Raw genomic sequence first — 18,221 nt, forward strand, 5'->3', positions numbered from 1 at the left:
AGGGAAATCGATCCCTGCCCGCCGGCTCGAAGAGGTGGTGACGTCAGCTCATGGTCGAGTCACCGGCTCCTCCAGCCGGCTGCCTAAACCATCGATACGACCGCGTCACGTCGGCCAGCGTACCCGACGCGCAGCGGAAAGCCCGCTGTCGTTCCGAAGTGCGGAACGCGGGGTATGTGATCGGCATGACCACGAGCCACGACCCGAGCGACCAGGAACGGATCGAGTCCCGAGCGCATCTGCTGCCGGAGGAGGCGGCGGCCGGCAGCGACGACGCGGAGGCGCAGGCCGACGCGATCCTCACCGAGTCCGACATCCGCGAGGCGGACCAGAACGCCGCCCCCGACACGGTGCTGGAGCACCGCACCTCCGAGCAGACCGTCACCCCCGTCGAGCCGCCCGACTGAGCCCGGCGCCCCGGGCCCGGCGGGAACCCCGGTAACTGTCGTCCCGCAGCCGGGCCAGCGGGCCGGCCAGACGCAACCCCGGCGGCACGTTGCCGATCGGGTCGAACGCGAGCGCGGCGTCCTGGGCGGCGCCGCGCTCGTCGTCGAGGCGTACCTCGCCGAACGGCCGCCACCGGCCCACCGCCGAGGCGACCGCCAGCACCAGCCGGGGCTCGTCGCCGGCCACCGCCGCGCCGGCCTCGGCCAGGCCGCGACCCAGGTCGGGTGACTCCGGGTCGGCCAGCACGGCCAGGAACAGCCGCCGCCCGCCGGCCCGGAACGGCATGATCGACGTGTACGTCCCGGAGAAGCGCCGCCGGGGCAGCGGCAGGTTCCGCAGCACCGGCGCGGCGGCGCTGGAACTCCACAGCAGGTCCACCGGCGGCTCCGGATCGCGGTGCAGCCGTACCGCCACGCCCAGCACGTCCGGCCAGCCACCCGGCGTCGGCACGCCCTTGGACAGGCGGATCGTGGCCGGCCACCGGCCCGGCAGGTCGAGCAGCGGCACCCCGGTCGGCGGTCCCGGCGTACCCCAGATCCGGGTCTCGCCGGCGAACGTGCGCCCGGCCGGGTGCAGCAGCCGGGCGTGCCGGAGCCGGGCCAGCGCGGCGGCGGCGCGCTCGACGGCGGAGGGTGTGGTGGCGGCCATGCCCGCACGGGTACCCCGGCGCGCACCGACGATGCTCCGGCGCGCGTGTCACCTTTCCGCCTCCGAGATCGGATAGCGTCGTCTCATGCCCGACAGCGGTTTCCCCTGGCCGATCGAGACGACCCGACTGGACAACGGCCTGCGTGTGGTGGTGAGCGAGGACCGCACCGCCCCGGCCGTGGCGGTCAACCTCTGGTACGACGTGGGCTCACGCCACGAACCGGCGGGACAGACCGGCTTCGCCCACCTCTTCGAGCACCTCATGTTCGAGGGCTCGGTGAACGTGGCGAAGACCGAGCACATGAAGCTGATCCAGGGCGCGGGCGGCTCGCTCAACGCGACCACCAACCCGGACCGGACCAACTACTTCGAGACGGTCCCGGCCGAGCACCTGGAACTGGCGCTCTGGCTGGAGGCCGACCGGATGGGCGGGCTGGTGCCGGCGCTGACCCAGGAGACGCTGGACAACCAGCGTGACGTGGTGAAGAACGAGCGCCGTCAGCGCTACGAGAACGTGCCGTACGGCGACGCGTGGCTGCGGCTGCTGCCGCTGCTCTACCCGCCGGGCCACCCGTACCACCACGCGACGATCGGGTCGATGGCCGACCTGAACGCCGCCGACCTGGCCACCTTCCAGGAGTTCCACAGCACGTACTACGCGCCGAACAACGCGGTCCTCACAGTGGTCGGCGACACAGAGGCGGCGGAGGTGTTCGCGCTCGCCGACAAGTACTTCGGCGGTCTCACCGCGCGCGCCGACATCCCGGCCGCGCCGGACGGCCGCACCGTGCCGGCCACCGGCCGCCCGGCGGTGGAGACGGTCACCGCCGACGTGCCCGCCCCCCGCGTCTACGTCGCGCACCGCACCCACCCGTTCGGCACCCAGGGGTACGACGTGACCACGGTGCTGGGCACCGTGCTCGGCAGCGGCCGGGGCAGCCGCCTCTACCAGCGGCTCGCCGACGGTGAGCGGATCGCCCAGCCGGACCTGGTCGGCGCGTACGGGGTGGACCTCGCGCACGCGCCCGCCCCGCTGATCGCCACCGCCACGGCCCGTCCCGGGGTGAGCGCCGAGCGGCTGCGCGACGGGCTCGCCGAGGTGGTCGACGAGCTGGCCACCGTGCCGGTGACCGCCGCCGAGCTGGACCGCGCCAAGGCGCTGCTGAGCACCATGTGGTGGCGGCAGATGTCCACCGTCGACGGTCGGGCGGACACGCTCGGCCGCTACGCCACCCAGTTCGGCGACCCGGCCCGCGCGGCCGACCGGCTGCCGGCCTGGCTCGCGGTGACCGCGGAGCAGATCGCCGAGCAGGCCGCCGAGCTGCTCGGCGCCGCCGACCGGGTGATCCTGACCTACCTGCCCGAGGAGAACTGATGTCGCTGATCGCCACCCGTCCCGGCCCCGGCGCCGCCCGCGCCTACCGGTTCCCGCAGGTGGTCCGGCGGACGGTGGCCGGCGGTCAGGTGGTCGCCGCGCACCTGCCCGGGCAGAACCTCGCCGTCGCGTTGCTGCTGCTCGACGGCGGCGCGGGCCGGGAGCCGGTCGGCAAGGAGGGCCTCGGCGCGGTGCTGGCCAAGGCGCTGGAGGAGGGCACCGCGCAGCGGGACGCCACCGCGTACGCGCTGGCCATCGAGGCGCTCGGCACCGAGCTGGCGACCGGGCTCGACTGGGACTCGTTCCAGGTGAGCGTGCAGGTGCCGGTGGACCGGCTGACCGCCGCGGTGGAGCTGCTGGCCGAGGCGGTCCGTACGCCCCGGCTCGACCCGGCCGACGTACTGCGCGTACGCGACGACGAGGCGACCGCGCTGCGGATGGACTGGGCCAACCCCGGCCCGCGTGCCGACGCGGTGCTGCGGGCCGAGCTGTTCGGCGCGGAGCACCGGTGGGGCCGCCCGCTCTACGGCGACCCGGACAGCGTGGCCGCGCTGGAGGTGGACGACGTCACCGTCTTCCACTCGGAGTGGTTCATCCGCCCCGGCACGCTCGTCGTCGCCGGCGACCTGGAGCGGATCGACCTGGACGCGCTCGCCGCGACGGCGTTCGCCGGCGCCGGCGGCGGCCCGGTGGAACGCGGCGGCCCGATCGACGTGCCGCTGGCCGGGCAGCGCCGGGTCATCCTGGTCGACCGGCCCGGCTCGGTGCAGTCCACACTGCGGCTCGGCCACCCGTCCCCGCATCGCGCCCACCCCGACCACGTGCCGATGACGCTCGCCGGCACCGTGCTCGGCGGCGCGTTCACGTCCCGGCTCAACCACCTGATCCGGGAGGTACGCGGCTACACGTACGGGATCCGCGGCGACTTCGCCTCGTCCCGGCGGTTCGGCCGGTTCGCGGTCAGCTCCGGCGTGCAGACCGCGGTGACCGCCCCGGCGCTCGTCGAGTCGGTGGGCGAGATCTCGCGTACCCAGCTCACCGGTGTCACCGAGGACGAACTGGAGGTGGCGCGTTCCTGGCGGGCCGGGCAGCTCTCGGTCGAGTTGCAGAGCCCGCGGGCCATCGCCGCGGCCCTGACCACGCTGGTCGTGCACGACCTGCCGGACGACTACCACGCGCGGCTACGGGAGCAACTGCTCGCGGCGACGGTCGAGGACGTCTCCGCGGCGGCCGCCACCTATCTGCACCCGGAGTCGCTGACGATGGTGATCGAGGGGGACGCGGCGGTCATCCGGGACGAGCTGGTCGCCAGCGGTCTCGGCGAGGTGGTCGACCACACGTGACCGGGCGGGGCGGCGGGCCTGTGATTCCCGTCGCCCCGTATCCGCGCGGTGGGAAACGTTTCCCACCCGCACCGCCAGGCTGGGTAGCCTCGCGGGCATGAGGATCGGCATTGTGGGAGCCACCGGCCAGGTCGGTGGCGTCATGCGGCAGGTGCTGGCGGAGCGCGAGTTCCCGGCGGAGCAGGTGCGCCTGTTCGCCTCGGCCCGGTCGGCCGGGCGCACGCTGCCCTGGCGCGACGGCGAGGTCACCGTGGAGGACGCGGCCGCCGCGGACTACCGCGGCCTGGACATCGTGCTCTTCTCGGCGGGCAAGGGAACCGCGAAGGAGCTGGCTCCCCGGGTCGCCGAGGCCGGCGCCGTGGTGATCGACAACTCCTCGGCGTTCCGGATGGACCCGCAGGTGCCGCTGGTGGTGGCCGAGGTCAACCCGCACGCGATCGCGGACCGCCCGAAGGGCATCGTGGCCAACCCGAACTGCACCACGATGGCCGCCATGCCGGTGCTGCGCCCGCTGCACGACGAGGCCGGACTGGTCAGCCTCGTCGTCGCCACCTACCAGGCGGTCTCCGGCGCCGGCCTGGCCGGTGTGGCGGAACTGGACGAGCAGGTCCGCAAGGTGGCCGAGGACGCCGCCGGGCTCGCCTTCGACGGCCGGGCGGTGGAGTTCCCGGAGCCGCGCTCGTTCGCCCGTCCGATCGCCTTCAACGTGCTCCCGCTGGCCGGCTCGATCGTCGACGACGGCTCCTTCGAGACGGACGAGGAGCAGAAGCTGCGCAACGAGAGCCGCAAGATCCTGGAGATCCCCGGGCTGAAGGTCTCCGGCACGTGCGTGCGGGTGCCGGTCTTCACCGGCCACTCGCTGCAGATCAACGCCCGGTTCGCCCGGCCGATCGACCCGGACCGGGCCCGTGAGCTGCTCGACGGCGCGCCCGGCGTGGCGCTGCGCGACGTGCCGACGCCGCTGGAGGCGGCCGGCCAGGACCCGACGTACGTGGGCCGGATCCGGGCCGACGAGACCGTCGAGCACGGGCTCGCGCTGTTCTGCGCCAACGACAACCTGCGCAAGGGCGCGGCGCTGAACGCCGTGCAGCTCGCCGAGCTGGTCGCCGCCGAGCGCTGACCCGCCAGGGCGTCCGTGCCGGGCCACCCGGCACGGACGCCTGCTCAGCGGGTATGCCCGCCGGGTCGCCGGCCGCCCCGTGCCGGCAGGGCGGGGGTGCCGATGACCTGCGGTTCTTCGAGGCCGAATGCGTCCGGGCCCTGCTCGGCGTGCTCGCGTACGCGATCGCCGGTCTGGTGGGCGTGCTGCTGAGCGTGCCGGCGGCGCTCGTGGTGCTCCTGCTGCTGCCGATCTTCTACGGGCTGTCCAGCAACGGCTCCTATGACCTGCGCCGACGGCTGCGCCACCGGCGGTGAGGCACGCGTTACCCCGCCTGCGCTGGCGGGTAGACCGCGGTGCCGACAGCGAGAGGGGAGCACCATGACAACGGTCGGAGAGTTCATGACGACCCGGTTGGTGACGATGGACGGCAACGACACGCTCATGGCCGCGGCGCAGGAGATGCGCGACAGTGCCATCGGCGACGTGGTGGTGACCGACGGCGACAACGTGGTCGGCATCGTGACGGACCGGGACATCACGGTGCGGGGCGTGGCCGAGAACATGGACCCCACCGCCACCCGGCTCAACCAGGTCACCAGCAAGGACGTGGTGACCGTCAGCCAGTACGACGACGCCGTGGCCGCCGCGGACCTGATGCGCACGTACGCGGTCCGTCGCCTCCCGGTGATCGACGACGGCCGGCTGGTCGGCCTGATCTCCATGGGTGACCTGGCGGTGGAGCGGGAACCCCAGTCGGTGCTCGCGGACATCAGCGCCGACGAGCCCAACAACTAGACCTGCCTGCCGCGGTGACGCCGGCTCCCGGTTCGGGGGCCGGCGTCGCGCGTCCGTGCCGTGGCGCCGCGCTCACCCCGTTCGGGCGAGGTTGACCCCGGATCGGGTGGGGACACGAGCCTCGACAGGTAGACCGCGGATCGCGGGAGGAGTCGCCCGGATGGTGGACATGACCACGAGATTCTTCGAGGACCTGGATCGGCGGGGGTTCGAGCCGCTGCTGGTCAAGACATCCGGAACGCTCCGCTTCGACCTGCACGAGGGCCCGCACACCACGCACTGGCTGCTGGAGATCGATCACGGCAACCTGCGGGTCCGGCAGGAGGACGGCGAGGCGGACTCGGTGGTCGGTACCGAGCCGCGCCTGTTCGCCGAGCTGGTCGGCGGTGAGGAGAACGCCGTCGCGGCGCTGCTGCGGGGCGACATGACAGTCGTCGGCGACCTGCGGCTCGTGTTGCAGGTCGAGCGGGTCTTCCCCGGTCCGCCGGACTCCCGGGGACCGCACCACACGTTCGGCGGGAGGGGTGCCTGATGCCCGGCAGCAACTCCGTCCGGATCCTGGACGGCAACACGTTCGTGGTGTGCGAGGACACCGGCGACATCGAGGCCACACCGAGCGAGCCGACCGGATTGTTCTCGCTCGACACGCGGTACCTGTCGAAATGGGTGCTCACGATCAACGGCGAGCGGCTCAACGCGCTGTCCTACGACGACCTCCAGTACTACGAGGCCCGGTTCTTCCTGGTGCCCGGCATGGCCACGCACTACATCGACGCGAAGCTGTCGGTCATCCGGGAGCGGGCGGTCGGCGGCAGCTTCCGCGAGACGCTGACCATCCTCAACCACGACGAGAAGCCGGTCGACCTGGAGATCCGGATGGACGCCGGATCGGACTTCGCCGACCTGTTCCAGGTCAAGGACGAGATCCTGAACAAGAAGGGCGAACACTACGCCGAGGCCGAGTCGGACCGGCTGCGCCTGGGCTACCGGCGGGGCAACTTCCGGCGCGAGACGCTCGTCTCCGCCAACCAGCCGGCCCGCTACGACCAGCGCGGTTTCGCCTGGAGCATCCGGCTGGAACCCAACGAGCAGTGGGAAGCGGTCATCGACGTGCAGACGTTCGCGATCGGCCCCGGCGGCCGGGACCTGCGGATGGGGCTGCGCGCGCACGGCACCGAGCGGCTCGCGCTCCAGCACGACCTGGAGGAGTGGATCAGCCGGGCGCCGAAGCTGAACAGCGAGCACGAGGAACTCGCCGCGACGTACCGGCGGAGCCTCGTCGACCTCGCGGCGCTGCGCTTCTCGCCGCTGTCGCTCGGCGGGCAGACGCTGCCCGCGGCCGGCCTGCCCTGGTTCATGACCATGTTCGGCCGGGACAGCATTCTCACCTGCCTCCAGGTGCTGCCGTTCGCGCCGGAGATGTCGAAGACCACGCTGCGGATCCTCGGCGCGCTCCAGGGCACCCGGTTCGACGACTTCCGGGACGAGGATCCGGGCCGGATCCTGCACGAGATGCGGTACGGCGAGACCGCCGCGTTCGAGGAGCAGCCGCACTCGCCGTACTACGGCTCGGTGGACGCGACGCCGCTGTTCGTGGTGCTGCTCGACGAGTACGAGCGGTGGAGCGGCGACGGCGCGCTGGTGAAGGAGCTGGAACGGGAGTGCCGGGCGGCGTTGAAGTGGGTCGACGACTACGCCGACCTGCTCGGCAACGGCTACATCTGGTACGAGCGGCGCAACACCGACACCGGCCTGGAGAACCAGTGCTGGAAGGACTCGTGGGACTCCATCTCGTACGCCGACGGCACGTTGCCGCCGTTCCCCCGGGCCACCTGCGAGGTGCAGGGGTACGCGTACGACGCGAAGATGCGGGCCGCCCGGATGGCCCGGTTGTTCTGGGACGACCCCGCGTACGCCGATCAGCTGGAACGCGAGGCGGCGGAGCTGAAGCGGCGCTTCAACAACGACTGGTGGGTCGCCGACCGAGGCTTCTACGCGCTCGCGCTGGACCCGGACGGGCGTCAGTGCGACGTGCTCAGCTCCAACATGGGCCATCTGCTGTGGAGCGGGATCGTGGACGACGAGCGGGCGGCGAAGGTCGCCGAGCATCTGGTCGGTCCCCGGCTCTGGTCGGGCTGGGGGGTGCGGACGCTGGCCGAGGGCGAGGTTCGCTACAACCCGATCGGCTACCACAACGGCACGATCTGGCCGTTCGACAACTCGTTCGTCGCCTGGGGTCTGCGCCGGTACGGCTTCGCCGAGGAGGCCGCCACGGTGGCCAACGGCATCCTCGACGCGGCCACCTACTTCGACGGCCGGCTGCCGGAGGCGTTCGGCGGCTACCCGCGCGAGCTGACCAAGTTCCCGGTGGAGTATCCGACCGCGTGCAGCCCGCAGGCCTGGTCCACGGGGGCGCCGCTGCTGCTGTTGCGCACCATGCTCGGTCTGGAGCCGCACGAGCAGTACCTGGCTGTCGACCCGCGGCTGCCGGTGGGCATGGGACGGATCGAGGTGCTGGACATCCCTGGTCGCTGGGGCCGGGTGGACGCGTTCGCCCGGGGCCGGCTCAACATCGAGGAACTGGCCGACTGAGCCGGCTCAGTGCCCGGGCGGCGACGCCGTGTGCGCCTCGTTCGGCGGGAGCAGGCAGAACTCGTTGCCCTCCGGGTCGGCCAGCACGGTCCAGCGCGGCAGCTCGCGGACGACTGTCGCGCCCGCCTCCAGCACCGCGGCCCGCTCCTCGGCGTCGCCGACCAGGTCGAGGTGGATCCGGCCGGGCTCCGGCAGCACGTCGGCGGGGCTGATCCACAGGTCCGGACGCCGCCCGTGCGGATCGCGCAGCAGCACCGCCTCGGTCGGCGCGAGCGTGCCCTCGGCAAGCTTCACCCGGTCCGCCTCGACCACCGGCAGCCCGGTGACCGCGCTCCAGAACGGGGCCAGCAGGTAGGGGTCGCGGCAGTGGATGACGATCGCGGCGAGATCGGGCATGCCTCGAACCTAGTCGCCCGCGACGGCGGGCAGGACGCTGTCCAGGAACGCGGCGGCAGCCGCGCGCAGGTCGGGCCGGGCCAGGTCGAGCGCGTGCCCGCCGTGGGTGAGCCACAGATGCGCCGGGTGCCCGGCGGCGAGCAGCCGGCCGGTCAGCTCGACCGGCTGGGCGGCCGGCACCGCCACGTCGTCGCGGCCCTGGACCAGCAGCACCGGCACGCCGGAGCCGAGGTGGGTGGCGACCGTCGCGTCGACGGTGGCCGGGTCACCGGCGGCCGGCGGATGGCCCAGCAGGTCCGTCCACGGGTCGTCGCCGGGGGCGCGCCGGCGCCGCTGCTCCGGGTCGAGCGGGTCGACGGGGGCCCAGTACGCGAGCACGCCCGCCACGTCGCCGGGCCGGTCCACCCCGCGCAGGCCGAGCTGGAGGGCCAGCATCCCGCCCGCCGAGTCACCGGCCACCAGCAGCGGCAGGCCGCCCGCCGCGGCCCGGGCGGCCCGTGCCGCGGCGCGGACGTCGTCGAGCTGAGCGGGCCAGCGCGCCTGGTGGGAGAACCGGTACGTGGCCTCGACCACGCGCAGCCCGAGGGACGCGAGCGCGGCCCCGTCCTCCTCGGCGCGGGCCCGCCAGCCTCCGCCGTGGATCCAGAGCAGCACCGCGCGTTCGGTCATGACGCCATCGTCGCCGGGCCCGGGCCGGTGCGCGACCCGGGTCTGCCGAGGGCAGATCGGCCCTACGGTCGCGTAACCTACTCGGGGTAAAGTTTCGACATGTCGGAACTCGTGTACCCCCCTGTGATCACCGCCGCGAAGACGATGTTCCGGCTCCTCGACCTGCGCCTGGACGTGTCCGGCAGCGAGCACGTGCCGCACACCGGCGGCGCCGTGCTCGCGTCCAACCACGTGAGCTACCTCGACTTCATCTTCTGCGGCTACGGCGCGCACCCGGCCAAGCGGCTGGTCCGGTTCATGGCCAAGGACAGCGTCTTCCGGCACCGCGTCTCCGGTCCGCTGATGCGCGGCATGAAGCACATCCCGGTCAACCGGGCCGCCGGCGCCGGGTCGTACGCCGCCGCTGTCGGCGCGCTGCGCCGGGGCGAGGTGGTCGGCGTCTTCCCGGAGGCGACGATCAGCCGCTCCTTCACCGTCAAGGACCTGAAGAACGGCGCGGCCCGGATGTCGCAGGAGGCGGACGTGCCGCTGCTGCCGGTCGCGCTCTGGGGCACCCAGCGGCTGTGGACCAAGGGCCGCCCGCGCACGCTGACCCGCCGGCACACGCCGATCACCATCATCGTCGGCGAGCCGATGGACCCGTCCGCCTACCCGGACGCCACGGCCATGACCGCCGACCTGCGTACCCGCCTGTCGGCGCTGGTCGACCGGGCCCAGCGGGAGTACCCGGACAAGCCCGGCCCGGACGACACCTGGTGGCAGCCGGCCCACCTGGGCGGCAGCGCGCCGACCCCGGAGGAGGCGGTCGAGCTGGACCGGTCCGAGCGCCGCACCCGCAGCGCCTCCTGACCGCGCCCGCGCGCCCGGCCGGCCGCCCGTGACGGGGGACCGTCAGCAGGCGGAGCCGGGCTGGCCGTGGGCCGGGAAGCCGGACCACGCCCACGGCGACGCCTCGTCCTCCGGCGGACGGTAGTAGTCGTCGCGGGACAGGAACTCCACCGGCAGCGAGCCCGGCAGCGTCACGGTGCCCAGCGTCGGGCCGGGGGAGGCGGCCGCCCGGACGGCGAGGACGTCCCGTTCCGGCGGGGACAGGTCCACCAGTTCGGCGTTGGCGAGCCGGAAACCGGCCACCGAGCGGCGTACCTGCCGGGCCAGCGCGGCCACCTGACCGACCGGGCCGGTCAGCGCCAGCGCCGGCTGCCGGATGGTGCGCAGCGCGTCGCACACGATGCGCAGCTCGCCGATGCCGTCGCCCACCTCGGCCAGCTCCAGCCGGGACGGCCACTGCCAGCGGATCTGCCCGCTGACCAGGCGGGACAGCCGGACCGGACGCCGGTGCCGGGCGGCCGCCCGGCTGTCCCGCCCGGAGACCACCGACAGGTCCGAGCCGGTGCAGACGTACGCCAGCCGGCGCTCGGTCACGGTGATCGTCGCCGGGGCGGGCAGCGACCAGCAGCGGACGTCCTCGGTCGGGCCGAGCAGGTGACCGGCGACGCGCAGGACGTGCTGACCGAGCAGGCGTTCGCCCGGCTCGGGCACCAGCTCGTAACGCCGGTCGAGCACGGGACGGGTGGGGTCGTCGTCGGCGTCGAACCGATGCGGTCCGACGAAGAAGGGTGTGGCGTCCTCCGGCACGGTACGACCTCCCGATGACGGTTGGCGGTACCGGTGAGCCTGCCCGATTCCTGGGGTGACTGTCATGACACCTGTTAGGGGGTCGGCCGGTCGGCCGAAGCCTGCGACCGGTAGATGCCGATATCTTCCGGTCGGACGAGTCCGTCCTCGATCGCCCGGGCGAGCAGCGCCGCCTTCGTGGCGGCCGGACGGCCCGCTCGGGTGTACTTGATCCGCGCACGGTCGACGTACTGCTTCACGGTGTGCTCACTGATCTGCATCCGGCGCGCCACCGACGCCTTCGACATCGACTGGAACCACAGCAGCAGCGCCTCGCGCTCCTTGTCCGACAGGGACGGACGGTCCGGACGGGCGTCACCGACCATCGCCCCGGCCAGCGCCGGCGGCACGTACGGCCGGTCGCTCGCCGCCGCCAGCACCGTCGCCACGCAGTGCTCGCGCCCCTCGTGCTTGGCCAGGAACGCGACCGCCCCGGCGTCCAGCGCGGCGAGCATGGTCTGCGGGTCGCTGTGCTCGGAGTAGACCACCACCCGGCGCCCGGCCGCGCTCAGCTCGGCCAGCTTGTCCAGCACCATCCGGCCGTGCAGGCGAAGGTCGAGCAGCACCACCTCGGCGTCCGGCGCGGCCCGCAGGACCTCGTCCGGGTCGTCGCCGGTGGCCAGCACCCGCAACCGCGGTTCGCCGGCCAGCCAGGCGCGCACCCCGTCGATCACCACGGGATGGTCGTCCACGATCGCCACCCCGATCGGGGTTCCGGCGTTCACGTCCGCCGCCAGCGGGTCTGCGTCCATCTGATCTCCCCGTCCCGCTCGTGCAGGTGTTCCACCGGCCCGTCCCCGCCGGTCGCCGGCTCGTCCGGGCCGTCGTGATCCGGTGCCACCAGGCTGACCACCACCTCGTCCGGGCCCGCCACCACTGTGAGCCGCGCCCAGCCCTCGGCCGCGGCGAGCGCTGCGGTGAGCGGGTCGGCCAGCCCGCGCCGGATCTCCACCGGCAGCTCCGGTGGGGTACCGACCGACACCAGGTCGATCGGCAGTCCGTTGCGCTCGGCCAGGTCGGCCGCCGCGCGCAGTTCGTGCAGCAGCGCGTCCGGCACGTCGTCCGACTCGGCGATCAGCCGGCGCAGCCGGGCCGCGGCCAGCACCGCGCGTCGCCGTACCGCCGGGTCGGCCGGGTCGGCGTCGCCCGCCGCCAGTTCGGCCAGCACCTCCTCGGCGGTGCCGCTGACCAGTGCGAGCCGCGCCTGCCGTTCGGTGCGGGCCCGCTCGGCCGCCTCCTGCTCCGCCGCCACGGCCAGCGTCGCCGCCGCGGTCGCGGCCCGGTCCCGGGCCTGCGCGGTGATCGCCGCCGCGCCGACGAAGACCGCCACCGGCAGGGTGGAGGTGCCGTAGACGTACATCGCGGTCCGGCTCAGGTCGGCCGGGGCGGTCGCCCCGTACAGCACCACCGCGACCAGCGCGATCGTGCCGTGCGCGGCGAGCATGAGCAGCAGCCAGCGCACCGGCCGCCGCCAGAGCACCAGCAGGAAGAACCAGGCCAGGCCGCCCCACACCCAGTTGGCGGTGCTGAACAGGAACCGCTCGCCGGTGCCCGCGACCACCGCCGCGTCGACCACCAGCAGCGCCAGTGCCAGCGGCCCGGCCGCCGGCAGCCCGCCGCGCAGCAGGCGTACCCCGGTTCCGACCCCGACCAGCGCGGTCACCAGCCAGCCCGCCGCCACCACGGCCGGGGCCGCCATCCCCTGCCCGGCCCGCAGCACGGCCGGCAACGCGACAGCCAGGTGCCAGGCCGCGGCGATGACGATCGCGGCGACCCGCGCGCCCCGGTCCGACGCGTCGGCCACCGCGTGCGCCTCGGGCGGGGCGGTGACCGCTCCGGAGCGCGTCGCCGCCCGCGGCCGGGGCAGCGGGCGCAGCGCGGGGGCGGCCGTCACCGCCGTGCCCGACTCACTCGACATCGGACCACTCCAGCCGAATCCGGGTGCCGGCGCCAGGGGCGGAAGTCACCACCGCCCGGCCGCCCACAGTGCTCATCCGCCCGTGGATCGACTCGCGCAGCCCGTACCGGTGGGCCGGGACCGTGGACGGGTCGAAACCGGGACCGTCGTCGACCACCTCGACCACGACGGTGCCGCCCTCGCGGGCCAGACGCAGCGACGCGGCCGCCCCCGGCGCGTGCCGCGCCACGTTCGCCAGCGCGGCGGCGGCGCTGTCGGCGAGCGCCGTGGCGACCTCCGCCGGCAGCCGGCACGGCGCAAGCGTGGCGGTCACCGCCGTCCCGGCCAGCACCTCGCGCAGCCGTTCGTCCAGGTCGGCCTCGCCGGCCGCGGTGGTGGTCCGCGCACCCGCCAGGGCGGAGAGGGTACGCAGATCGTCCGCGCACCGCTCGCGCAACGTCGCCGAGTCGGGCACCGCGCCGAGGCCGACCATGGTGAGCGTGCCCAGCACGGTGTCGTGCAGGTCGCGGTTCTGCCGCCGTTCGGCCTCGCGGGCGGCGCGCGCCACCACCGCCTCGTGGGACAACCGCTGGTAGTCGGCGAACGCGGCGTCGGCACGGGCGATCCGGCGGCGCATCACCGCTGTCATCACCGCCGCGCTGCCGGTCTGCACCAGCAGCGTCCCGGCGTGCGCCCGCGCCTCGACCGGGTTGCCGGCCAGCGTGGTGCCGGTGACGTACGCGGCGGTGACCAGCAGGCCGGCCGGCACGGACCAGTGGGCCGGGGCGGTGGCCTGCGCGTTGATGACTGTCGAGCTGGCCAGCACCGCGATCCAGCTCGCCTCGCCCGGCAGCACCTCCGGCGCGACGAGCCACGGGACGGCGAGCGCGGCGGCGGTGGTCAGCGCCACGTCACCGGCGACCAGCGCGCCGCCGATGCCGTGCCGGAACGCGCGGAACGCGTACCAGACCGACCAGGCGGTCAGCACGACGACCGCGGGGATCAGCAGCGCCACCCGCACCGGCGGCGTACGCACCGCCAGCGCGACCACCGCGCCGACCAGGCCGCAGGTGAGCCGCAGCAGCGCCGGCAGGGTGGTGAAGATCAGGCTGAACGCGTCACCCGCCGGGCGGGCCAGCGGGGCCCGTGACAGAGGCATGGCGGCAGCGACCGGCATCGGGGGGATGTCCTTCCGGCAGCGACCCGGCCGGGTCCGCGCGGCATAGATTGACGCTGGAGAATAACATGGTTTGTCGCAACTGGTCACCCTTGGTGCTTGACGAGTTTCGCTCCGGCGTAAAGCAGCCGGCTCTCCGGCCCGGCGGTCAGCGGCGCGCGGCGGCGAGCAGGTGGGCGCTGGCACCGAGGATCGCGGCGTCCCGCTCGAACGTCTCGGCGCAGGCCACCGCGTCGGCGAACAACCGCTCGTGCGGCCCGGTGCCGAGCGCGTTCAGCAGCGGCCACAGCGGACCCTCCACCCCGTACACCTCCGGGGTGGGCAGTCCGGCCGCGACGAAGTCGGCGACCAGTTCCTCCGGCCGGTGGAAGAACGCGGTGGTGAAGCCGGTGGCCGGGTCGTTCACCCCGGTCTCGTACTGGGCGCGCAACGACCGCCGGTTGTCCTCGTCGAGGCGGCCCTGCACGCTCAGGTCGATCAGCGCGGCGTGACGGCTGATCGCCGCCGCCACGATCGTCCCGCCCGGCCGGGTCACCCGCGCCGCCTCGCGCACCGCCGCCACCCGGTCGGCCTGCCGCGGCAGGTGGTAGAGCGGGCCGAGCAGCAGCGTCGCGTCCGCCGCCGCGTCGGGCGACGGCACCGCGCGGGCGTCACCCACCGACGCCGTGACCAGCGGGTACGCCGACCGTGCGGCTGCCACGTGCGCGGGCACCAGGTCGACCAGGTGCACCCGGTAGCCGGCCGCCGCGAGCGGACCCGCGTACGCCCCGGGACCGCCGCCGACGTCCAGCACGTCCGCCGGTGCGGCGGGCAGCAGCCGGGCGAGCAGATCCCGGGTACGCCGTGCCTCCAGCCGGCCCTGCGGCGACCCGTCCAGCCGGTCGGCCTCGACGTAGATCTCGGTGTAGTAGCGACTGATGTCCGGCTCGGCCGGGCGGTGTGCGGGCATCGATCGATGGTCGCCGAGAAGCGGAGCACGGGCATCCGTTTTAGCGGTTGCCCGGCCCGCCTACCCTGCCGGGCATGGCATACCAGCCGGCCATGGTGCCGCCGAAGAAGTCCAAGCGAACCCTGTTCATCGTGCTGGGCGTGGTGCTGGCGATCTGTTGCTCCGGCGGTGTGCTCGGCGGCTTCTTCCTCTTCCGGGCCGTGCAGGAGGCCACCGGCCCGGCGCGGTCCACAGCGGAGACGTTCGCCGAGGCGATCGTCGACCGCGACTATCCCGCCGCGTACCGGCAGCTCTGCACCCGCGTACGCGACCGGGTCAGCGAGGCGGACTTCACCCGGCAGCAGTCCTCCCAGCCGGAGTTCACCGGCTACGACATCACCGGGCTGAACGTGTCGAACAACAACGGGCGGGTGAGCGGGTCGACGACCATCCGCTTCACCCCGGCGGTCGGCACCAACGTCACGCAGTCGTTCCCGATGGTCAAGGAGGACGGGGAGTGGCGGATCTGCGAGTGAGCCGGTAGCGGGCCTCCGCGCGCACCTGATCCACTTGTCGCATGGCCCCACCTCCCACCGCACCGCTTCCGCCGGCCGTCGCGGACCGGCTCGCCCGCGAACGCAACGTCTGGCTCTGCACGCTGCGCCGTGACGGCTCCCCGCACGTCACGCCGGTGTGGTTCGTCTACGCCGACGGCGTCTGGTGGATCGGCTGCGAGGGGCGCAGCGTCAAGGCCCGCAACGTGGCGGCCGACCCCCGCGTCTCACTCGCCCTGGAGGACGGGGTCCACCCGGTCGTCGCGGAGGGCACCGCCCGCCTGCACCGTGCCGGCTTCCCGTCCGGGGTCGTCGCGGCGTTCGCGGAGAAGTACGGGGGATGGGACATCCGGCAGCCGGTCACCCCGGACGGGGACCGGGTGCTGCTGGAGGTGCCCGTCCGGCGGTGGCTGCTCGCCGGAACGGCACGCTAGTTCCCGGCCCCGAAGACCTGGCGGCGCAGTTCGCCAACGCGGTCCGGGGATCCGGCACCGCACGGCGGCGCACGCGATCATGCCCGAGACCACCGACGAAACCGGCGGGTCATCGTGGCCCGGATTCCTGTGCCACTCTCTGCGCCATGCGCTTGTCGTCGGGTCTGCGAGTCGCCGCGGTGGTGGCCGGGCTGCTGTCGGTCGGAGCGGCGCTGCTCGCCATGCGGGAGGCGTCGCTTCTGTGGGCAGTGGTCACGCTGGCTGCGCTGGCCGGCCACGCGTTCACCGCCACCGCCATGCCCCGGGTGAAGTGGGGCGTCGCCGCCGGTGCCGGGCTGTTCGCCCTGGTGGCGGTGGCGAACCTGCACCGGTACCGGGAACAGGTGGCGGAGGTGGGCGAGCCGGCACGGGGCCAGGCTGGGGCGGGGGCGTACCTGCTGGAGAGCTGGCAGTACGGCATCGACCGGCAGCGGCTGACAGCCGGGGGCCTGGCTCTCGGCGTACTCCTGCTTGGCGCTGCCGTGTCGGCGTTGCCGGCACGCGGCGGGCGGCGGGGTGTGGTGACGACGGTCCTGGCGGTGGCAGTGCTCGTCTGGTGCGTGGCGAGCGTGGCGCTGACGCCCGGCGAACCGCCGCTGCCCGACCTGTTCGCGGCGGTGTGGCCGGCGTTGCTCGCCGTGCTGGTGACGGCCGGGGTGCTGGCGTTGTCCGGACGGCGGGGCGACCGGCGCGGGCTCCTCCCGGCGGGGATGGTTCTGCTGTCGCTGGTCGCCGTGCGGGTCTGCGCCGATCTCGCCGCCGCCTGGGCGAGCTGGCGGCCGCTGGTCAGGCCCGCCGAGGACGCCTTCCTGCAACCGGGAATCATGATGAGCGTGGGTGCTGCTCCGGGAGGCGCCCTTGAGGTGTCCTCGGCAGTGGAGACGGCTGTAGCTCTCGGCGGCGTGGGGCTGGCGGTCGCCGGTGCACTGCGCGCCCACCGCGAGACCGCGGGCCGCTGAGAACCCACGGCGTCCGGCGGGCCGCGCCTACGGGTGCGTGTCGGTGATCGCGATGACCTCGTCGAGGCGGTCCAGCGCGGCCCGGAGGTCGTCGACCTTGGCCTGGATGCGCTCGCGCTCGGCGCGCAGCATGGCCCGCTGCCCGGGGTCGGTGTGCCCGGCGTCCCAGCACGGCAGGAGTTCGGCGATCCGGCTGCTGGTCAGGCCCGCCGCGTACATCTGCTGGATGAAGCGCACCAGCGTGATCGTGTCCGGCCGGTAGAGGCGCTGGCCGGACGCGCTGCGCCTGGGGAAGAGAAGACCCTGCTCCTCGTAGTAGCGCACGGCCCGCACCGACACACCTGCGTCGCGCGCCACGTCGCCGATGCGGATCAGCGGCTCGGTCACGGTGACTCCTCTCACCCCGGTCTCGGCGATGAACACTTGCCTCTGACGTCAACGTCAGGTTTTAGCGTACCGGGCATGGACATCAACAACTCGGTCGCCCTCGTCACCGGAGCCAACCGTGGCCTGGGCCGCGCCTTCGCCCAGCGCCTGCTCGAACGCGGCGCCCACAAGGTCTACGCGACCGCCCGCCGGCCCGAGACCGTGGACCTGCCCGGCGTGGAGGTGCTGCCGCTGGACATCACCAGTCCCGCATCCGTACGCGCCGTCGCCGCTGCCGCCCCGGACGTCACGCTGCTCGTCAACAACGCCGGGATCCAGACCGGAACCGACCTGGTGGCCGGTTCACTGGACGCGGTGCGGCACGAGGTGGACACCAACGTGCTCGGCCACCTGGAGATGATCCGCGCCTTCGCGCCGGCACTCGCCCGCAACGGCGGAGGCGCGATCGTGAACGTGCTCTCCGCCATGTCGTGGTTCGGGACCAGAGGCGCAGGCGCGTACCACCTGACCAAAGCCGCCGCGTGGGCGATGACGAACGGCGTACGCCTGGAACTCGCCGACCGGGGCACGCTCGTGACGGCGGTACACCTCGGCCTGGCCGACACCGACATGTCAGCCGGCTGGCCCGTGGACAAGATCGCGCCGTCCGACCTGGCCGACGCGGCGCTCGACGGCGTCGAGGCGGGTGCCGCCGAAGTCCTCGCCGACCAGTGGAGCCGCGACGTCAAGTCCCGGCTGACGCTGACGCCGGAGGAGTTCAACGCCGCGATGGACCGGGCGTTGGCGGCGCTGGCGGCGGCCTGAG

Annotated in this window: 22 protein-coding genes; 13 read left to right on the forward strand and 9 right to left on the reverse strand. The window is 73.8% G+C overall.

Annotated features, from left to right (window positions below; all coding sequences use genetic code 11):
- Nucleotides 1-185: 185 nt before the first annotated feature.
- Nucleotides 186-407, forward strand: a complete 222-nt coding sequence (locus BFV98_RS25230) for a hypothetical protein (protein WP_013288141.1) — start codon at nucleotides 186-188, stop codon at nucleotides 405-407.
- On the opposite strand, the gene BFV98_RS25235 is transcribed toward BFV98_RS25230, so the two are convergent.
- A complete protein-coding gene (locus tag BFV98_RS25235; protein ID WP_071097983.1) occupies nucleotides 382-1,095 on the reverse strand; it encodes a phosphodiesterase in 714 nt (237 codons plus the stop codon). The genes BFV98_RS25230 and BFV98_RS25235 overlap by 26 nt on opposite strands.
- 85 nt (nucleotides 1,096-1,180) lie before the next feature.
- On the opposite strand from BFV98_RS25235, the gene BFV98_RS25240 reads away from it, so the two are divergent.
- From BFV98_RS25240 to BFV98_RS25270, 7 genes are all read left to right on the forward strand, one after another.
- The gene (locus BFV98_RS25240; protein WP_013288139.1) at nucleotides 1,181-2,470 is read left to right on the forward strand and encodes a pitrilysin family protein; all 1,290 of its coding nucleotides are present in this window, start codon (nucleotides 1,181-1,183) and stop codon (nucleotides 2,468-2,470) included.
- Entirely contained in the window at nucleotides 2,470-3,813 is a 1,344-nt protein-coding gene (locus BFV98_RS25245) for a pitrilysin family protein (RefSeq protein ID WP_013288138.1), read from the forward strand. The genes BFV98_RS25240 and BFV98_RS25245 overlap by 1 nt, the downstream gene beginning before the upstream one ends.
- Before the next feature lie 97 nt (nucleotides 3,814-3,910).
- On the forward strand, nucleotides 3,911-4,933 hold the full coding sequence (locus BFV98_RS25250; RefSeq protein ID WP_071097985.1) for an aspartate-semialdehyde dehydrogenase: 1,023 nt from the start codon (nucleotides 3,911-3,913) through the stop codon (nucleotides 4,931-4,933).
- Between the two features lie 53 nt (nucleotides 4,934-4,986).
- On the forward strand, nucleotides 4,987-5,229 hold the full coding sequence (locus BFV98_RS25255; RefSeq protein ID WP_013288136.1) for a hypothetical protein: 243 nt from the start codon (nucleotides 4,987-4,989) through the stop codon (nucleotides 5,227-5,229).
- A gap of 64 nt (nucleotides 5,230-5,293) precedes the next feature.
- On the forward strand, nucleotides 5,294-5,710 hold the full coding sequence (locus BFV98_RS25260; RefSeq protein ID WP_013288135.1) for a CBS domain-containing protein: 417 nt from the start codon (nucleotides 5,294-5,296) through the stop codon (nucleotides 5,708-5,710).
- A gap of 160 nt (nucleotides 5,711-5,870) precedes the next feature.
- Entirely contained in the window at nucleotides 5,871-6,242 is a 372-nt protein-coding gene (locus tag BFV98_RS25265) for an SCP2 sterol-binding domain-containing protein (protein WP_071097986.1), read from the forward strand.
- On the forward strand, nucleotides 6,242-8,302 hold the full coding sequence (locus BFV98_RS25270) for a glycogen debranching N-terminal domain-containing protein (RefSeq protein WP_071097988.1): 2,061 nt from the start codon (nucleotides 6,242-6,244) through the stop codon (nucleotides 8,300-8,302). The genes BFV98_RS25265 and BFV98_RS25270 overlap by 1 nt, the downstream gene beginning before the upstream one ends.
- A 6-nt stretch (nucleotides 8,303-8,308) precedes the next feature.
- Here BFV98_RS25270 and BFV98_RS25275 read toward each other — a convergent pair whose 3' ends face one another.
- Both BFV98_RS25275 and BFV98_RS25280 read right to left on the reverse strand, forming a co-directional pair.
- The gene (locus tag BFV98_RS25275) at nucleotides 8,309-8,698 is read right to left on the reverse strand and encodes a VOC family protein (RefSeq protein WP_013475432.1); all 390 of its coding nucleotides are present in this window, start codon (nucleotides 8,696-8,698) and stop codon (nucleotides 8,309-8,311) included.
- Between the two features lie 9 nt (nucleotides 8,699-8,707).
- Complete coding sequence (locus tag BFV98_RS25280) at nucleotides 8,708-9,367, reverse strand: alpha/beta hydrolase (RefSeq protein ID WP_071097990.1); 660 nt, start codon at nucleotides 9,365-9,367, stop codon at nucleotides 8,708-8,710.
- A 99-nt stretch (nucleotides 9,368-9,466) separates the two neighbouring features.
- Here BFV98_RS25280 and BFV98_RS25285 point away from each other — a divergent pair, with 99 nt between their 5' ends.
- Entirely contained in the window at nucleotides 9,467-10,216 is a 750-nt protein-coding gene (locus BFV98_RS25285; RefSeq protein WP_071097992.1) for a 1-acyl-sn-glycerol-3-phosphate acyltransferase, read from the forward strand.
- Nucleotides 10,217-10,258: 42 nt separating this feature from the next.
- Here BFV98_RS25285 and BFV98_RS25290 read toward each other — a convergent pair whose 3' ends face one another.
- From BFV98_RS25290 to BFV98_RS25310, 5 genes are all read right to left on the reverse strand, one after another.
- Nucleotides 10,259-11,002 (reverse strand): hypothetical protein, encoded by a 744-nt coding sequence (locus BFV98_RS25290; protein ID WP_030271290.1) that lies wholly within the window; start codon nucleotides 11,000-11,002, stop codon nucleotides 10,259-10,261.
- Between the two features lie 74 nt (nucleotides 11,003-11,076).
- On the reverse strand, nucleotides 11,077-11,793 hold the full coding sequence (locus BFV98_RS25295; RefSeq protein WP_013288128.1) for a response regulator transcription factor: 717 nt from the start codon (nucleotides 11,791-11,793) through the stop codon (nucleotides 11,077-11,079).
- Nucleotides 11,763-12,959 carry a hypothetical protein gene (locus tag BFV98_RS25300; protein WP_071097994.1) on the reverse strand — a complete coding sequence of 399 codons (1,197 nt, stop codon included), beginning with the start codon at nucleotides 12,957-12,959 and terminating at the stop codon, nucleotides 11,763-11,765. Before BFV98_RS25300 ends, BFV98_RS25295 begins: the two co-directional genes overlap by 31 nt.
- A complete protein-coding gene (locus BFV98_RS25305; protein ID WP_013288126.1) occupies nucleotides 12,949-14,115 on the reverse strand; it encodes an ATP-binding protein in 1,167 nt (388 codons plus the stop codon). Before BFV98_RS25305 ends, BFV98_RS25300 begins: the two co-directional genes overlap by 11 nt.
- Nucleotides 14,116-14,263: 148 nt before the next feature.
- A complete protein-coding gene (locus BFV98_RS25310; protein WP_071097996.1) occupies nucleotides 14,264-15,064 on the reverse strand; it encodes a class I SAM-dependent methyltransferase in 801 nt (266 codons plus the stop codon).
- 74 nt (nucleotides 15,065-15,138) lie between these two features.
- On the opposite strand from BFV98_RS25310, the gene BFV98_RS25315 reads away from it, so the two are divergent.
- The 3 genes from BFV98_RS25315 (at nucleotide 15,139) to BFV98_RS25325 (ending at nucleotide 17,029) form a co-directional block, all read left to right on the forward strand.
- Nucleotides 15,139-15,579 carry a hypothetical protein gene (locus BFV98_RS25315; RefSeq protein ID WP_013288124.1) on the forward strand — a complete coding sequence of 147 codons (441 nt, stop codon included), beginning with the start codon at nucleotides 15,139-15,141 and terminating at the stop codon, nucleotides 15,577-15,579.
- A 41-nt stretch (nucleotides 15,580-15,620) separates the two neighbouring features.
- On the forward strand, nucleotides 15,621-16,031 hold the full coding sequence (locus tag BFV98_RS25320) for a TIGR03618 family F420-dependent PPOX class oxidoreductase (RefSeq protein WP_071097997.1): 411 nt from the start codon (nucleotides 15,621-15,623) through the stop codon (nucleotides 16,029-16,031).
- A gap of 146 nt (nucleotides 16,032-16,177) precedes the next feature.
- Nucleotides 16,178-17,029 carry an aminopeptidase gene (locus tag BFV98_RS25325; RefSeq protein ID WP_071097999.1) on the forward strand — a complete coding sequence of 284 codons (852 nt, stop codon included), beginning with the start codon at nucleotides 16,178-16,180 and terminating at the stop codon, nucleotides 17,027-17,029.
- A gap of 27 nt (nucleotides 17,030-17,056) precedes the next feature.
- On the opposite strand, the gene BFV98_RS25330 is transcribed toward BFV98_RS25325, so the two are convergent.
- A complete protein-coding gene (locus BFV98_RS25330) occupies nucleotides 17,057-17,416 on the reverse strand; it encodes a MerR family transcriptional regulator (protein ID WP_176921725.1) in 360 nt (119 codons plus the stop codon).
- Between the two features lie 75 nt (nucleotides 17,417-17,491).
- On the opposite strand from BFV98_RS25330, the gene BFV98_RS25335 reads away from it, so the two are divergent.
- The gene (locus BFV98_RS25335) at nucleotides 17,492-18,220 is read left to right on the forward strand and encodes an SDR family oxidoreductase (RefSeq protein ID WP_071098001.1); all 729 of its coding nucleotides are present in this window, start codon (nucleotides 17,492-17,494) and stop codon (nucleotides 18,218-18,220) included.
- Nucleotide 18,221: the final 1 nt, after the last annotated feature.

Origin of the sequence: Micromonospora sp. WMMB235, assembly GCF_001855515.1 — a bacterium.
In the GTDB taxonomy this organism is placed as follows: domain Bacteria; phylum Actinomycetota; class Actinomycetes; order Mycobacteriales; family Micromonosporaceae; genus Micromonospora; species Micromonospora aurantiaca.

Coding starts and splice junctions, on each gene's coding strand:
- BFV98_RS25235 (WP_071097983.1), bottom strand. CDS start 1,095: ATGGCCGCCACCACACCCTCCGCCGTCGAGCGCGCCGCCGCCGCGCTG.
- BFV98_RS25240 (WP_013288139.1), top strand. CDS start 1,181: ATGCCCGACAGCGGTTTCCCCTGGCCGATCGAGACGACCCGACTGGAC.
- BFV98_RS25230 (WP_013288141.1), top strand. CDS start 186: ATGACCACGAGCCACGACCCGAGCGACCAGGAACGGATCGAGTCCCGA.
- BFV98_RS25245 (WP_013288138.1), top strand. CDS start 2,470: ATGTCGCTGATCGCCACCCGTCCCGGCCCCGGCGCCGCCCGCGCCTAC.
- BFV98_RS25255 (WP_013288136.1), top strand. CDS start 4,987: ATGCCCGCCGGGTCGCCGGCCGCCCCGTGCCGGCAGGGCGGGGGTGCC.
- BFV98_RS25295 (WP_013288128.1), bottom strand. CDS start 11,793: ATGGACGCAGACCCGCTGGCGGCGGACGTGAACGCCGGAACCCCGATC.
- BFV98_RS25270 (WP_071097988.1), top strand. CDS start 6,242: ATGCCCGGCAGCAACTCCGTCCGGATCCTGGACGGCAACACGTTCGTG.
- BFV98_RS25320 (WP_071097997.1), top strand. CDS start 15,621: ATGGCCCCACCTCCCACCGCACCGCTTCCGCCGGCCGTCGCGGACCGG.
- BFV98_RS25250 (WP_071097985.1), top strand. CDS start 3,911: ATGAGGATCGGCATTGTGGGAGCCACCGGCCAGGTCGGTGGCGTCATG.
- BFV98_RS25300 (WP_071097994.1), bottom strand. CDS start 12,959: ATGTCGAGTGAGTCGGGCACGGCGGTGACGGCCGCCCCCGCGCTGCGC.
- BFV98_RS25310 (WP_071097996.1), bottom strand. CDS start 15,064: ATGCCCGCACACCGCCCGGCCGAGCCGGACATCAGTCGCTACTACACC.
- BFV98_RS25265 (WP_071097986.1), top strand. CDS start 5,871: ATGGTGGACATGACCACGAGATTCTTCGAGGACCTGGATCGGCGGGGG.
- BFV98_RS25285 (WP_071097992.1), top strand. CDS start 9,467: ATGTCGGAACTCGTGTACCCCCCTGTGATCACCGCCGCGAAGACGATG.
- BFV98_RS25335 (WP_071098001.1), top strand. CDS start 17,492: ATGGACATCAACAACTCGGTCGCCCTCGTCACCGGAGCCAACCGTGGC.
- BFV98_RS25275 (WP_013475432.1), bottom strand. CDS start 8,698: ATGCCCGATCTCGCCGCGATCGTCATCCACTGCCGCGACCCCTACCTG.
- BFV98_RS25260 (WP_013288135.1), top strand. CDS start 5,294: ATGACAACGGTCGGAGAGTTCATGACGACCCGGTTGGTGACGATGGAC.
- BFV98_RS25325 (WP_071097999.1), top strand. CDS start 16,178: ATGCGCTTGTCGTCGGGTCTGCGAGTCGCCGCGGTGGTGGCCGGGCTG.
- BFV98_RS25280 (WP_071097990.1), bottom strand. CDS start 9,367: ATGACCGAACGCGCGGTGCTGCTCTGGATCCACGGCGGAGGCTGGCGG.
- BFV98_RS25305 (WP_013288126.1), bottom strand. CDS start 14,115: ATGCCGGTCGCTGCCGCCATGCCTCTGTCACGGGCCCCGCTGGCCCGC.
- BFV98_RS25315 (WP_013288124.1), top strand. CDS start 15,139: ATGGCATACCAGCCGGCCATGGTGCCGCCGAAGAAGTCCAAGCGAACC.